The organism is Mycobacterium sp. NPDC049093, assembly GCF_040704635.1.
Taxonomy (GTDB): Bacteria; Actinomycetota; Actinomycetes; order Mycobacteriales; family Mycobacteriaceae; genus Mycobacterium.
Genome location: NZ_JBEZJS010000005.1, coordinates 266,716 through 280,008, shown reverse-complemented (window position 1 = coordinate 280,008; position 13,293 = coordinate 266,716). Strand labels below are relative to the sequence as shown.

The following is a 13,293-nucleotide window of genomic DNA, read 5'->3' as shown; positions in this document are numbered from 1 at the left end:
CGGGACCAGTGCCCCGAAACTGAGCATGTGCCCAGCCCGGGCTACGTTTGTCATCGTGAGAGACGTGCTCGCCGATGCACTGTCGGTCTGGCGTGCCGGTGGCACCGTGGGCCTCGCGACGGTGGTGCGCACGTTCCGTTCCGCACCGCGGCCTGCCGGGGCGTCGATGGTGGTGGCCCCCGACGGCACGGTGACCGGCTCGGTATCCGGGGGCTGCGTCGAAGGTGCGGTGTACGAACTCGCCGGTGAGGTCGTTGCCGAGGGCATCCCGGTGCTGCAGCGATACGGAGTCAGTGACGATGACGCCTTCGCCGTGGGACTGACCTGCGGCGGCATCCTCGACGTGTTCGTCGAGCCGGTGTCGAAGCGGACATTCCCAGAACTGGAAGCTCTGGTCGACGACATCGAGGCCCATCGACCTGTCGCGACCGCGACGGTCATCGCACATCCCGATCCGGCATGGCTGGGCCGCCGACTGGTCATCCGCACCGGCGAGGTCACCGGCACACTCGGCTCGACCCGTGCGGACAGCGCGATCACCGATGATGCGCGCGGTCTGCTCGACACCGGCCGCAGCGCGGTGCTGACGTTCGGCCCCGACGGCGAGCGCCGCGGCGAGGGCATGGAGGTGTTCGTCGCGAGCTTCGCGCCGCCGCCGAGAATGCTGGTTTTCGGTGCCATCGACTTCGCGGCGGCCGTGGCCTGCCAGGGGTCACTGCTGGGCTACCACGTCACGGTGTGCGACGCGCGCCCCGTCTTCGCCACCGCGGCCCGGTTCCCGACCGCAGACGAGGTCGTCGTCGACTGGCCCAACCGGTACCTGGCCGCGCAGGCCGCCGCCGGCGCGATCGACGGCCGCACGGTCATCTGCCTGCTCACGCACGATCCGAAGTTCGACGTGCCGCTGCTCGAAGTGGCGTTGCGACTGCCTGAGATCGGCTACATCGGTGCGATGGGCTCGCGGCGCACCCACGACGACCGGATGGCCCGGCTGCGCGAAGTCGGCCTGACCGGCGAAGAGCTCGCGAGATTGTCGAGTCCTATCGGACTGGACCTGGGCGCCAGGACGCCCGAAGAGACCGCGGTGTCGATCGCGGCCGAGATCATCGCCCAACGCTGGGGCGGCACCGGCACACCACTGGCGGACACTGGTGGCCGTATTCATCACGAACACAACGAACCGAGTGAATTGAGGAGTGGTCAGTGACACGAGCCAAGATCGATTTCCCGAGCCGGATCGGTGTGTGGTGGGCCAGCGACACCTGGTCGATGCCGGACGCGCAGCAGGTTGCGCGGGACATCGAAGCTCTCGGCTTCGGCTCGTTGTTCCTTCCGGAGGTGGTCGGCAAGGAAGCTCTCACCCAGTCGGCGGCGTTCCTGGCTGCCACCGAACGACTCGTGGTGGGCACCGGCATCGCCAACATTCACGTCCGGGTGCCGTCAGCCGCCGAATCGGGGGCACGCACCCTCACAGCGCTCTACCCGGGCCGGTTCGTGCTCGGCCTGGGCGTCAGCCACGGACCTCTCGTCGAGCACGGACTGGGTGGCACCTACGCCAAGCCCCTGGCCACCATGCGCACCTACCTGGAGCGGATGGCCGCGGTGCCCGAGCAGATCGAACCGGGCGTCGGGCGCCCGCCCCGACTGCTGGCCGCACTCGGCCCGAAGATGATCGAGCTGTCCGGCACCCACGCCGACGGCGCACATCCCTACCTGGTCACGCCCGATCACACCGCGACGACGCGCGAGCTCCTCGGTCCGGACCGCTGGGTGGTGTCCGAGCAGGCCGTCGCGATCGGGGGTGACGACGCCGACCAGCTGGCTCGGGCGCACAAGCACCTTGAGGTCTACAGCGGGCTGCCCAACTACCGAAACTCGTGGCTGCGGCAGGGTTTCGACGAATCCGACCTGGTGCGGGGCGGCTCGGACCGGCTGGCGCGCGGACTCGTCGGCATGGGTTCGGCGGATCAGGCGGCGGCGGTGATCACGGCCCACCTGGATGCCGGCGCCGACCACGTCGTCGTTCAGGCACTGGGGGAGAACCCGACGGCCGATCCGCGTCCGGCCCTTCGTGAACTGGCCGCCGCGTTGGGCTTCGGTTAGGGGTTCGGCTGAACCTGCTCGGTGCCCTTCTTGGCGGCCCGGCGGCGCTTGAACCACTCGTAGAACATCGGCGCCACCGAGGCCACGACGATCAGGATGAAGATCGGCTCGAGCAGCTTCTGGATGATCTCGAACTGGCCCAGCCAGTAGCCGAGCAGGACGAGGCCGACACCCCACACGATTGCGCCCAGCACGTTGAACGTGGTGAACACCGAATAACGCATCTTGGCGGCGCCGGCGACGATCGGCGCCAGGGTGCGCACGATCGGCACGAACCGGGCGATGACGATTGCGAACGGGCCGCGCTGCTCGAAGAACGCGTGGGCCTCGTCGAGGTACTTCTGCTTGAGGATCCGGGCGTCGGGTTTGAACATCTCGACGCCGATGAACCGGCCGATGAGGTAGCCCGCCTGGCCGCCGAGGATGGCTGCCAGCGGGATGAACACCAGTAGCTGCCAGAGTGCGAAGTTGGCGTCCACTGCCGTTCCCTGGGCGGCGGTGCCCGCGGCGAGCATGCCCGCGACGAACAACAACGAGTCGCCGGGAAGGACCGGGAACAGCACCCCGGACTCGACGAAGACGACGACGAGGATGCCCACCAGGGCCCAGGTGCCGAAGGATCCGATGAGGTGCAGTGGATCCATGAAATCCGGCATGAGCGCCAGATTGGTCGTAGCCTCAGGGAGGGCGATGTCGATCACGACTCCCTAGGGTACCTGGGCCCCACCACCGGTCTTCACCTGCGATAACCCGCGTCCAGATGGAAGGACAAGTCAATGCCGATCGCCACGCCTGAGGTCTACGCCGAGATGCTGGCTCGGGCCAAGGAGCATTCCTTCGCATTCCCGGCCATCAACTGCACATCGTCGGAGACGATCAACGCCGCCATCAAGGGTTTTGCCGATGCGGGCAGTGACGGCATCATCCAGTTCTCGACCGGAGGGGCGGAGTTCGCTTCGGGGCTCGGCGTCAAGGACATGGTGACCGGGGCCGTCGCACTGGCCGAGTTCGCCCATGTGATCGCCGAGAAGTACCCGATCACCGTCGCCCTGCACACCGACCACTGTCCGAAGGACAAGCTCGACACCTATGTGCGGCCCCTGCTGGCCATCTCCGCCGAGCGGGTCGCCGCCGGCCGCAATCCGTTGTTCCAGTCGCACATGTGGGACGGCTCGGCCGTCCCCATCGACGAGAACCTGACCATCGCGCAGGAGCTCTTGAAGCTCGCCGCGGCGGCCAAGATCGTCCTCGAGGTCGAGATCGGTGTGGTCGGCGGCGAAGAAGACGGTGTCGAGGCCGAGATCAACGAGAAGCTCTACACCTCCTCGGAGGACTTCGAGAAGACCATCGACGCGCTGGGCGCCGGCGAGCACGGTGCCTACCTGTTGGCGGCCACGTTCGGAAACGTGCACGGCGTCTACAAGCCCGGCAATGTGGTGCTCAAGCCCGAGGTGCTTGCCGAGGGGCAGCGGGTGGCCGCCGCCAAGCTCGGATTGTCAGGTGACGCAAAGCCTTTCGACTTCGTCTTCCACGGCGGGTCGGGTTCGCTGAAGTCCGAGATCGAAGATTCCCTCAAGTACGGCGTGGTGAAGATGAACGTCGACACCGACACGCAGTACGCCTTCACCCGTCCGCTCGCCGCGCACATGTTCACCAATTACGACGGGGTGCTCAAGATCGACGGCGAGGTGGGGAACAAGAAGGTCTACGACCCGCGCAGCTACCTGAAGAAGGCCGAGGCGTCGATGAGCGAGCGTGTCATCGAGGCCTGCAACGACCTGCACAGCGCCGGGCGCAGCGTCACCGCCGGTTAGGCGGCCGGTCGGCCGTACCCGAGGATCCCCGCGATCTCGGCGTCATCGAGGGTGTGCACACGGATACCGCCCTCCTCGTTGCCGCCGACCGTGGTGATCGCGTTGCCGTCCACGGTCACAACAAAATTGGTGTGCAACCCGAGCGGGCTACCGTCGGCGTACATCACCACGTCGCCGGTCTGGGGCCGGTATCCGCGCGGTTCGGCGAACCGGCCTGCGGCCTGGAAATACTCCTGCAGCGTGTACACGCCCGGGATCCGCCAGCTCCCCGAGTTGGGATTGGACAGCGGCCGGCCCGCCTCGTTGAGCACCCAGCTGACGAAGTCCGCGCACCACGGCTCCTCGACACCTTCGGAGAAGTGGCTGCCGCCGGGTTGGGCTTCGTACTGCGCCTGCAGCACGTCGACGATGCGTGCCTGGCCCGGATCGAGTGCGGTGCGGTCGATCTGAGGAAAGGCGACGGGTTTGCCCGGCAGCAGGTCGATCGCTCCGGGATGGCGGACCAGTAGCGTGGCCAGGCCGACCACGATGACCGCGCCGAACGCGCACAGGGTCAACCAGAGCTTGGGTCCGCGCAGGGTCACCGGACCAGATTAACCGGTAGGCGCCTGGCAGATCTTCCACTGATTGTCGCGGAACTGGAGGTCGAAGCTGCGCGTGGACCGGGTTTGCGGGGCAAATGCCATGAAGCTCGTGACGTTGGCCTCGGCGTGGTCGCCGTTGACGACCACCTGGTCGATGCTGGCCACGACGGGGTACTGCTTGGCGGCCGCCACCCGGGAGTGTGTTTCGTCCCAGGCTTTCTGGTCGTATTTGACGTAGTTGTCGCTGGTGGTGCCGCAGGTCATCGATCGCAGGGCGGCCAGGTCGCCCCGCTGGATGGCCGAGTCGAAGTCCTGGATCGTGGTGCGGACGTCGTCTTCCTGGGAGGCCGCCGACGACGATTTGCGGGTCAGCAGGACGGTGCCGAGCACGGCGATCGCCACCAGGGCCGCGATCACCAGGACGACCGCCACCACCCATCCCCAGCTGCGGCGGGTCGTGGTCTGCGGAGCTTGCTCCTGCTCTTCGCGCGGCGGGATGACCTTCGGGGCAGCACCTTTCGGCACCTCGGCCGCGACGGTGTCACCATCGGCCGGTGCGAACACCTCGGTCTCCGGGTCGGGCGGGGTGTCGATCTTCTGGGTGGAACTGTCGAAGCCGGACGGCGCGGTGAAGCGTCGTTCCTCTCCGAGGTGTACCTCCCCGGTGACTTCGTCGGCCGAGCTGAAGATCTCGGTGGCCGGTTCGGACAGGGCGGACAGTTCGGCCGTGGAAGGTAGCTCGACCTTCTCGGTCGGTGTGTCGCTCTGGTCGGTGCGGTCTTCGCCAGGTCCCGTTGGGTTCGACATCCCTGCTGCGGTCCTCCCGTACGTCGCTACCGGTGGAGCTTATCGGTCGGTGCACAATAGGCCCATGACACGGATGGGTGATTTGTTGGGGCCGGATCCGGTCCTCCTTCCCGGGGACCCTGAGGCCGAGGACGAATTGGCTGCGGGTGAAAAGGCTGCCGTGGTGGCCGCCGCCCACCCGTCGGCGTCGATCGCGTGGGCGGTGCTGGCGGAGAAGGCCCTCGCCGACGACAAGGCTGTCACGGCGTACGCGTATGCCCGCACGGGCTATCACCGTGGGCTGGATCAGTTGCGGCGCAACGGCTGGAAGGGTTTCGGCCCGGTGCCGTTCGCCCATGAGCCGAACCAGGGGTTCCTGCGGTGTGTGGCCGCGCTGGCCCGCGCCGCCGACGACATCGGCGAGACCGACGAGTTCCAGCGGTGCATCGATCTGCTCGACGACTGTGATCCGTCGGCGCGGGCCGACCTCGGCCTGGCCTGACGTTCAGTCCTTCGCCTCGCAGGAGCAGTCGTTCGCTGATTCGGGCGGCTCCACCTGCACGGTGGCGTGGGCGAGGCCCCGGGCGTTCAGTACCGCGCGGGCGTCGTCGAGCACCCGGGCGGTGTCGGCGTTGCTGGTCAGGTGCGCGGTGACCATGTCCTTGCCGGGGACCAGCGTCCACACGTGCAGATCGTGCACGCCCGTCACGCCGTCCACCGCGCCGAGCGCGGTACGCAGCTCTTCGACGTCGATGTGCTGTGGCGAGGACTCGCTCAGGATCCGCAGCGCTGCCCGGGCCAACGCGATGGCGCGGGGCAGGACCCAGAGCGCGACCAGGACGGCGACGACGACGTCGGCGTAGGGCCAGCCGGTGGTGACGGTGACGATGCCGGCGACCAGGACGCCGATGCTGCCGACGGTGTCGGCCACGACCTCCATGTAGGCGCCCTTGACGGCGAGGCTGTCCTTGGAGTGCGACCGCAGCATCATCACGACGACGGCGTTGGCGGCCAGCCCGGCCAGCGCCACGACGATCATCGGTACGCCGGGGACGTCGGGCGCGTTGCCGAGGCGTTCGAAGGCCTCGTACAGGATGAAGCCCGCCACGCCGAGGAGCAGGGCGGCGTTGGCGACGGCGGTGAAGACCTCGGCCCGGTGCCAGCCGTAGGTGCGGGCCGGGGAGGTACTTCCGCGCCGGGCCAGCAACACCGCGGTCAATCCCATGAACATGGCGACCAGGTCGGTGAGCATGTGGCCGGCGTCGGCGAGCAGCGCGATCGAGTTGATCAGCAGCGCGGTGACCAGCTCAAGGACGAAAAACGCACTGAGGATCGCCGCGGCGATGAGCATTCTGCTGACGCGGGTATCGCTGCTGTGACTGTGATCGTGGCCGGCACCCATGCCTCGAAATATATGCGGAAGTACGCATATGTGGCAAGCGTTGGGTCGAGTGTCACGCCAGAGTGGCTGTCGGCGCCGAGTGTCACGCCAGCGTGGCTGCCGGGGGGCGGGTTAAAGCCAGGCGGACCAGAAACGGGTCAGCTGGCTGCCGATGGACACCAGCTGGCTCGGCACCCCGGACAGGTCGACGAACCAGAAGACCACCGAGAAGAACCACCGGTTGAGCGTGGGCGTGATCAGCAGGATCAGCAGGATGAAGAAGCCCCACTGTTTGGCCGGCTCCAGCGCCCGCTGGGTGTCGGGGCTCAGATGCGGTTCCAGGGCGCCGTACCCGTCCAGCCCGGGAACCGGCAGCAGGTTCAGTAGGACGGCGGTGACCTGTAGGAATCCCAGGAAGGCCAGCCCCGACCAGAACACCAGGTGGGCCGGGTCGAAGAAGACCGCGGTGACGGTCAGCAGCAGGACGGCGAGCACCACGTTGGCGGCCGGCCCGGCCAGGCTGACCAGTGTCTTCTGCCTGGCCGTCATCCACGAGGTACGGACATAGACGGCCCCGCCGGGCAGGCCGATCCCGCCGAGCGCAATGAACAGCACCGGCAATCCCAGCGACAGCAGGGGATGGGAGTACTTGAGCGGGTTGAGCGTCAGATACCCGCGCACCGCCACGTCGTGATCACCGAACCGCCACGCCGTGAACGCATGGCCGAACTCGTGAAGGCACAACGACACCAGCCAGCCCGCGATCACCAGGATGAAGACGCCCACGTAGGACAGCGGCTTCACGGTGTCGGCGGCCAACCAGGCCACCACCCCGCCCGCGACCGTGATCGCGACGACGGCCAGGAAGACCGGGCTGGGCCGTACCGACTGATGCAGCGGGCGGATGTTCACGATTCGACGCTACCGGCTGTGGCCGCAGTTCAGCCGACCCGCAGCCAGCCCTCAGTGTGCCGATAGAACGTCGAGCGTCGTACCGTCCGCGCCCCGGCCACTCCGTCCCGGATCACCTGCGCACCCGGGGTACCCAGCTGTGCGGCGCGGCCGACGACCCACCGGCGCGGGCGGCCACGGTCTGACAGCACGCTCGCGCGCAGTCCCGGCATGCTCGTCGTGGGCTCGACCCGGACACCTGGAGCCTCGCCGTCGAACAGCACGATGTCGTCGACGATGGCCTCGCCCTGCAGCGCCGCACCGTCGGGCCCGTGCCACTGTGCCGCACCGACCAGCACAGTTCCCGTCTCGTCGCGGATCAGCGGGACACGCCGGGCAGACCCGCGGAGTGCACGCCGCGCGGACCAGCTGCCAGTGGCCGCAGCGACCTCGACGTCGAGCCGATCGGCGCGCAGCAACGCGGTGAGCACGGCGGCCAGCTCGCCGTCGCCGCCGGTCACGACCAGTCTGCGGTGCGCGCCGAGGTCGTCGACATCGACTCTCGGCAGGTTGCGGAGCGGGCGCGGAACGGGCCCTGTGCCGACCACCGCGACCCCGTCTGAGGTGGTCAAAACTGCTCCTTGTGGTCAGACAAATGTGTTCCTGGCGTGAGCTGGGATAAGGTGGCCTACCGGCTGCATCACACTAGTGCGGAAGATTAGGCGGGAGATTACGCCATGCCGGCAATCGTCCTCATCGGCGCCCAATGGGGCGACGAGGGCAAAGGTAAAGCCACCGATCTGCTCGGTGGCCGCGTGCAGTGGGTGGTTCGCTACCAGGGGGGCAACAACGCCGGGCATACCGTCGTGCTTCCCACGGGGGAGAACTTCGCACTGCACCTGATCCCTTCGGGCATCCTGACGCCAGGGGTCACCAACGTCATCGGTAACGGCGTGGTGGTCGACCCGGGTGTGCTGCTCACCGAGCTCCACGGGCTGGAAGAGCGAGGTGTCGACACCTCGGGCCTGCTGATCTCGGCCGACGCGCATCTGCTGATGCCGTATCACGTCGCCATCGACAAGGTGGTGGAGCGCTACGCGGGCAGCAAGAAGATCGGCACCACCGGCCGCGGCATCGGTCCCTGCTACCAGGACAAGATCGCCCGCATCGGCATCCGGGTCGCCGACGTGCTCGACGAGCAGTTGCTGGCCGAAAAGATCGAGGCGGCACTGGAATTCAAGAACCAGGTGTTGGTCAAGATCTACAACCGCAAGGCGCTCGAGCCCGCCGAGGTACTCGAGAACCTGCTCACCCAGGCCGAAGGCTTCAAGCACCGCATCGCCGATTCCCGGCTGCTGCTGAACCAGGCGCTGGAAAAGGGCGAGACCGTGCTGCTGGAGGGCTCGCAGGGCACCCTGCTCGACGTCGACCACGGCACCTACCCGTTCGTCACCTCGTCGAACCCGACCGCCGGCGGTGCCGCGGTCGGTTCCGGGATCGGGCCGACGCAGATCACCACCGTGCTGGGAATCCTCAAGGCCTACACCACCCGCGTCGGATCGGGTCCGTTCCCGACCGAGCTGTTCGACGAGCACGGCGCGTACCTGGCCAAGACCGGCGGCGAGGTCGGTGTGACCACCGGCCGGGCCCGGCGCTGTGGCTGGTTCGACGCGGTGATCGCGCGGTACGCGACCCGGGTCAACGGCATCACCGACTACTTCCTGACCAAGCTCGACGTGCTGTCCAGCCTGGAGACGGTGCCAGTGTGTGTCGGCTACAAGGTGGACGGCAAGCGCACCAACGAGATGCCCATGACGCAGTCCGACATCCACCGCGCCGAGCCGATCTACGAGGAGCTGCCCGGTTGGTGGGAGGACATCTCCACCGCCCGTGAGTTCTCCGATCTGCCCGCCAAGGCCCAGGACTACGTGCTGCGGCTGGAAGAGCTTGCCGGCGCGCATGTTTCGTGCATCGGTGTGGGGCCAGGTCGCGAGCAGACGATCGTGCGCCGTGACATCCTGGCCGCCAAGTGACCGACGAGCGGCCATCGGTCTTTGAGCAGCACGGCGGATTCCCGGTATTCGAATCAGCCGATCCCGGACCGGGTTTCGCGCGTTTCCTGACCGCGATGCGCCGAGCGCAGGATCTCGCCGTGTCGGCCGATCCGGACAGCGACACCTGGGACGACGCGGCCGATCGGGTCGAAGAGTTGGTCAAGCTGCTCGCTCCGTACGAGGCCGCCGAGGGCGTCGGGCCGGCCAACCGGGTGCCGTCCCTGCCGGGTGTGGGCAGCCTGCTGATGCCGCCGTTCACCGTGTCGAAGTTCGAGCCCGAGGGCGTCGAATTGAAGGTCGAGTTCAGCCGATTCCACGTCGGCGGCAACTATGCGGTGCACGGCGGTGTGCTGCCGCTGCTGTTCGATTCGGTGTTCGGCATGGTGATCCACGCGGCGGGCCGGCCGATCAGCCGTACCGCGTTCCTGCATGTGGACTACCGCAAGGTGACCCCGATCGACACGGTGCTGACCGCCCGCGGTTGGGTGCGTGAGTCGGAGGGGCGCAAGGCATTTGTGAACGCCGAACTGCGTGACCCCGACGAGAACCTGCTCGCCGAGGCCAATGGCCTCATGCTCAGATTGCTGCCGGGCCAGCCCTAGATCTAGATCGCGGTGCGGCCGCCGTCGGCCGGCAGCACCGCGCCGTGAATGAAACTGGCGTCCTCGCTCACCAGAAAGCCGATGGTTCTTGCGATTTCGGTGGGATCGGCGACACGTCGCGCCGGGGCCTGTGCCGCGAGGGCAGTCAGTCGGTCGGTGCCGTACTGAGCCGTGGTGCCTTCGGTAAGCGTCGGTCCCGGAGCGACGGCGTTGATCCGGACACCCTTGGGCCCGTATTCGGCGGCCCATGATTTGGTGAGCAGATTCAGCGCGGCCTTTGACGACGCGTACACCGCCGAACCCGCTGTGCCGAACATGGAGACCATGGTGCTGACGTTCACGATCGCGCCGTCTCCGCGCTTGGCCATGGCTGGTGCGGTTGCTCCGACGAGGAAGAACGGGATCTTCACGTTGAGGTCGAAGCAGTCGTCGAAGTCGTCTTCGGCGATGGCCGCGGTGGGCCCGAAGACCGCGATGGCGGCGTTGTTGATCAGGATGTCGATCTGGCCGGCGACCGTCAGTGCCTGTTCTACCAAGCCATGGGCGCTGGCGGCGTCGGTCAATGTGGCGGGCAGAAAGTCGGCGTTGCCGCCGGCATTGCGGATCTCGGTCACCACCTGCGCTCCGCGGTCGGCGTCTCGACCGCTTGCCAGAACGTGCGCACCCTGTTGCGCGAGATGTACTGCGGTGGCATAGCCGATCCCGCTCGTGGCTCCGGTGACCAGTGCGGTTCTTCCACTCAATGACACCGGGACATCGTAAGGGGGCGAATGTGATCGCAGTTCGGGACTCGGGGTGTCACTATGGCGCCGTGGATCAACGACCTTTGCACCGTTTGTCGACGCCGCGCGCCGCGGCGATCGCGGGAGTGTTGTTCGCCCTGTTGTTCGGGGCATCGCTGATCCTGATTCGCACCGCGCTGCCCGAGGGCGCCGAGCCGGGCTCCCAATGGATCGACGGAGCGAGCACCCGGCTGCGGGTGGCGTCGGTCCTGATGCCGTTCGCGGGTATCGCGTTCCTGTGGTTCATCGGCGTGGTGCGTGACGGGTTCGGCCGGTTTGAGGACCGGTTCTTCTCGTCCGTGTTCCTCGGCAGCGGCATCTTGTTCCTGGCCATGATGTTCGTATCCTCGGCCGTCGGTGCCGCATTGATCGCCAGCAAGGCCGGGATGGTCGACGCTGCGGCGCATTCCGACGTCGCCACGTTCGGGCAGATGCTGCTGCTGGCGCTGAGCAAGACCTACGGGATCCGTATGGCTGCCGTGTTCATGATCTCGCTGGCCACGATCTGGTTGAAGACCGGCTTGATGCCGCGTCCGTTGGCGTTCGCGACATACCTTCTCGCGGTGACGCTTCTGGTTGCCGGCGATCTGAGCATGTGGCTGACGCTGGCGTTCCCGACCTGGGTGCTGGCGGTCAGCCTGTTGTTCCTAGTCCGAGCCGGGGTGATCGATCTACCCGGTGAGCACGAGCATTCCGGCTAGTCGGCGGTAGTTCGCCTGCGCGTGTCGTGGAGTTGGAGTAGTATCGAACATATGTTCGAAGACGATTCCGATGTGGCACTGATCGACGCGATGTCCGCGTCGGCCCGTGCGGAATCAGCGGCGATCGCGGGGCGGTTGGCCGCGATCGGGGCGTTGGACACCCTGCGCGAACGAGAACTGGTCGACAGCATTTTGTGGCGCACCGACCCGTATGCGGAGGTGTGCGCCGAGGTGTCGGCGGCGATGCGCATCTCGCGGGGTCGGGCGGGTACCCAGGTGCATCACGCCCGGATGCTGCGCGACAAACTGCCGCTGGTGGCGGCCCGATTCGCCGTCGGGGATATTGATTATCGGGTGGTGTCGATGATCATCGCCCGCACCGAGACCGCGGACCGGTCGGTGTGGGCCGAACTGGATGCCGAACTCGCGGGCCGGGCGCATCGGTGGATGCGGTTCTCCGAGCGGCAGTTGCGGGATCGGATCGATCATTGGATCGCCAAACTGGATCCGAACGGGGTGCGGGTGCCTCCGGATCTGGCGCAGGACCGGTTCGTGCAGGTGGACCCGGGCAGCCCGGGTGCGGCCACGATCTGGGCGAATGTCGATGCTGAGGACGCGGCGGCGTTCGATCAACGGTTGGATGCGTTGGCCGACACGGTGTGTGAGCATGATCCGCGCAGCCGGGAGCGGCGCCGTTCTGATGCGGTCGGGCCGCTGGCGCGGCTGGAAGCTCAGTTGGTGTGCCGGTGTGGTCGTGAGGACTGCCCGGCGGCCCAGAAGCGCGCGGCCGCTGATGCGGCGGTGGTTCACGTGCTGGCCAGCCAAGCCACCCTGGATGGGATGTCGCAGGATCCGGGATATCTACCCGGGTACGGGATCCTGCCCGCCGACCGTGTGCGCGACCTCTCGAGTAACGCCAAGCTCAAGCCGGTGCGGGTACCCGCTGACACCTCTACGTCGCCCAGCGAATCCAGCGCGCCACCCGACCCCGGCGAGTCGACGGGGCTGCCTGAGCCCGCCCAACCCAGCGAGTCCATCGCCCCTGACGGTTCCGAGCCGGGGTATCGCCCATCGGTGGCGCTCTCCGAGTTCATCCGCTGGCGGGACCTGACCTGCCGGTTCCCGGGCTGCGACGCACCCGTGGACCGCTGCGACATCGACCACACCGTCCCGTACCCGATCGGGCCGACGCATCCGTCCAACACCAAGCTTTACTGCCGGGCGCATCACTTGATCAAAACGTTCTGCCCCGGCTGGTCAGACCGTCAATTACCCGATGGCACAGTCGAAATCACCACACCCACCGGCCACACCTACGCCACCGAACCCCACGGCGCCGGCATGTTCCCGGACCTGGGTCAACCCACCGGGGACCTCAACCTCCCCGAACCCGAGGCTCCGCACCCGAACTCAAATCCGAACCGGGCTGCGAAGATGCCCAAGCGCAGCCGCACCCGCGAACAAGACCGACAAGACCGCATCGCCGAGGAACGACGCCTCCGCGCCGAACTCAACAACGACCTCGCAACCGAACGCGACTACCAAGCCTGGCTCGCCGAAGAATACGGACCACCACCACCGTTCTGAACGGCTCG

Annotated in this window: 15 protein-coding genes; 8 read left to right on the top strand and 7 right to left on the bottom strand. The window is 67.3% G+C overall.

All coding sequences use genetic code 11. The features are described from left to right. Positions 1–55 precede the first annotated feature (55 nt). Positions 56–1,207, top strand: a complete 1,152-nt coding sequence (locus AB0876_RS21645; protein ID WP_491837171.1) for an XdhC family protein — start codon at positions 56–58, stop codon at positions 1,205–1,207. Beyond that, positions 1,204–2,103, top strand: coding sequence for an LLM class F420-dependent oxidoreductase (locus AB0876_RS21640; protein WP_491837170.1), 900 nt, complete (start codon positions 1,204–1,206; stop codon positions 2,101–2,103). The genes AB0876_RS21645 and AB0876_RS21640 overlap by 4 nt, the downstream gene beginning before the upstream one ends. On the opposite strand, the gene AB0876_RS21635 is transcribed toward AB0876_RS21640, so the two are convergent. Then, entirely contained in the window at positions 2,100–2,804 is a 705-nt protein-coding gene (locus AB0876_RS21635) for a DedA family protein (RefSeq protein WP_491837169.1), read from the bottom strand. The two genes, AB0876_RS21640 and AB0876_RS21635, sit on opposite strands and share 4 nt — an antisense overlap. A 75-nt stretch (positions 2,805–2,879) precedes the next feature. Here AB0876_RS21635 and fbaA point away from each other — a divergent pair, with 75 nt between their 5' ends. Continuing rightward, a complete protein-coding gene (gene fbaA / locus AB0876_RS21630; RefSeq protein ID WP_526042917.1) occupies positions 2,880–3,917 on the top strand; it encodes a class II fructose-bisphosphate aldolase in 1,038 nt (345 codons plus the stop codon). Here fbaA and AB0876_RS21625 read toward each other — a convergent pair. Together AB0876_RS21625 and AB0876_RS21620 are read right to left on the bottom strand one after the other, a co-directional pair. Continuing rightward, the gene (locus AB0876_RS21625; protein WP_491837167.1) at positions 3,914–4,501 is read right to left on the bottom strand and encodes a CHAP domain-containing protein; all 588 of its coding nucleotides are present in this window, start codon (positions 4,499–4,501) and stop codon (positions 3,914–3,916) included. The genes fbaA and AB0876_RS21625 overlap by 4 nt on opposite strands. A 9-nt stretch (positions 4,502–4,510) precedes the next feature. Next, positions 4,511–5,308, bottom strand: coding sequence for an Rv0361 family membrane protein (locus AB0876_RS21620; protein WP_491837166.1), 798 nt, complete (start codon positions 5,306–5,308; stop codon positions 4,511–4,513). A gap of 64 nt (positions 5,309–5,372) precedes the next feature. Here AB0876_RS21620 and AB0876_RS21615 point away from each other — a divergent pair, with 64 nt between their 5' ends. Continuing rightward, the gene (locus AB0876_RS21615; protein WP_491837165.1) at positions 5,373–5,789 is read left to right on the top strand and encodes a DUF3151 domain-containing protein; all 417 of its coding nucleotides are present in this window, start codon (positions 5,373–5,375) and stop codon (positions 5,787–5,789) included. A gap of 3 nt (positions 5,790–5,792) precedes the next feature. Here the strand turns inward: AB0876_RS21615 and AB0876_RS21610 are convergent, their stop codons facing one another. The 3 genes from AB0876_RS21610 to AB0876_RS21600 all read right to left on the bottom strand — a co-directional run bounded on the left by AB0876_RS21610 (position 5,793) and on the right by AB0876_RS21600 (position 8,191). Further along, entirely contained in the window at positions 5,793–6,689 is an 897-nt protein-coding gene (locus AB0876_RS21610; RefSeq protein ID WP_491837164.1) for a cation diffusion facilitator family transporter, read from the bottom strand. Positions 6,690–6,800: 111 nt separating this feature from the next. Next, complete coding sequence (locus AB0876_RS21605; RefSeq protein ID WP_491837163.1) at positions 6,801–7,580, bottom strand: site-2 protease family protein; 780 nt, start codon at positions 7,578–7,580, stop codon at positions 6,801–6,803. A 29-nt stretch (positions 7,581–7,609) separates the two neighbouring features. Then, a complete protein-coding gene (locus AB0876_RS21600) occupies positions 7,610–8,191 on the bottom strand; it encodes a hypothetical protein (protein ID WP_491837162.1) in 582 nt (193 codons plus the stop codon). 105 nt (positions 8,192–8,296) lie between these two features. On the opposite strand from AB0876_RS21600, the gene AB0876_RS21595 reads away from it, so the two are divergent. Both AB0876_RS21595 and AB0876_RS21590 read left to right on the top strand, forming a co-directional pair. Then, entirely contained in the window at positions 8,297–9,592 is a 1,296-nt protein-coding gene (locus AB0876_RS21595; RefSeq protein ID WP_491837161.1) for an adenylosuccinate synthase, read from the top strand. Further along, positions 9,589–10,215: a PaaI family thioesterase gene (locus AB0876_RS21590; RefSeq protein WP_064931633.1), complete on the top strand. Its 627-nt coding sequence runs from the start codon at positions 9,589–9,591 to the stop codon at positions 10,213–10,215. Before AB0876_RS21595 ends, AB0876_RS21590 begins: the two co-directional genes overlap by 4 nt. Before the next feature lie 2 nt (positions 10,216–10,217). On the opposite strand, the gene AB0876_RS21585 is transcribed toward AB0876_RS21590, so the two are convergent. Further along, a complete protein-coding gene (locus AB0876_RS21585; protein WP_491837160.1) occupies positions 10,218–10,964 on the bottom strand; it encodes an SDR family NAD(P)-dependent oxidoreductase in 747 nt (248 codons plus the stop codon). A gap of 86 nt (positions 10,965–11,050) precedes the next feature. Here AB0876_RS21585 and AB0876_RS21580 point away from each other — a divergent pair, with 86 nt between their 5' ends. Next, a complete protein-coding gene (locus AB0876_RS21580) occupies positions 11,051–11,698 on the top strand; it encodes a hypothetical protein (protein ID WP_491837217.1) in 648 nt (215 codons plus the stop codon). 51 nt (positions 11,699–11,749) lie between these two features. After that, positions 11,750–13,285, top strand: coding sequence for an HNH endonuclease signature motif containing protein (locus tag AB0876_RS21575; RefSeq protein ID WP_526042916.1), 1,536 nt, complete (start codon positions 11,750–11,752; stop codon positions 13,283–13,285). Positions 13,286–13,293: the final 8 nt, after the last annotated feature.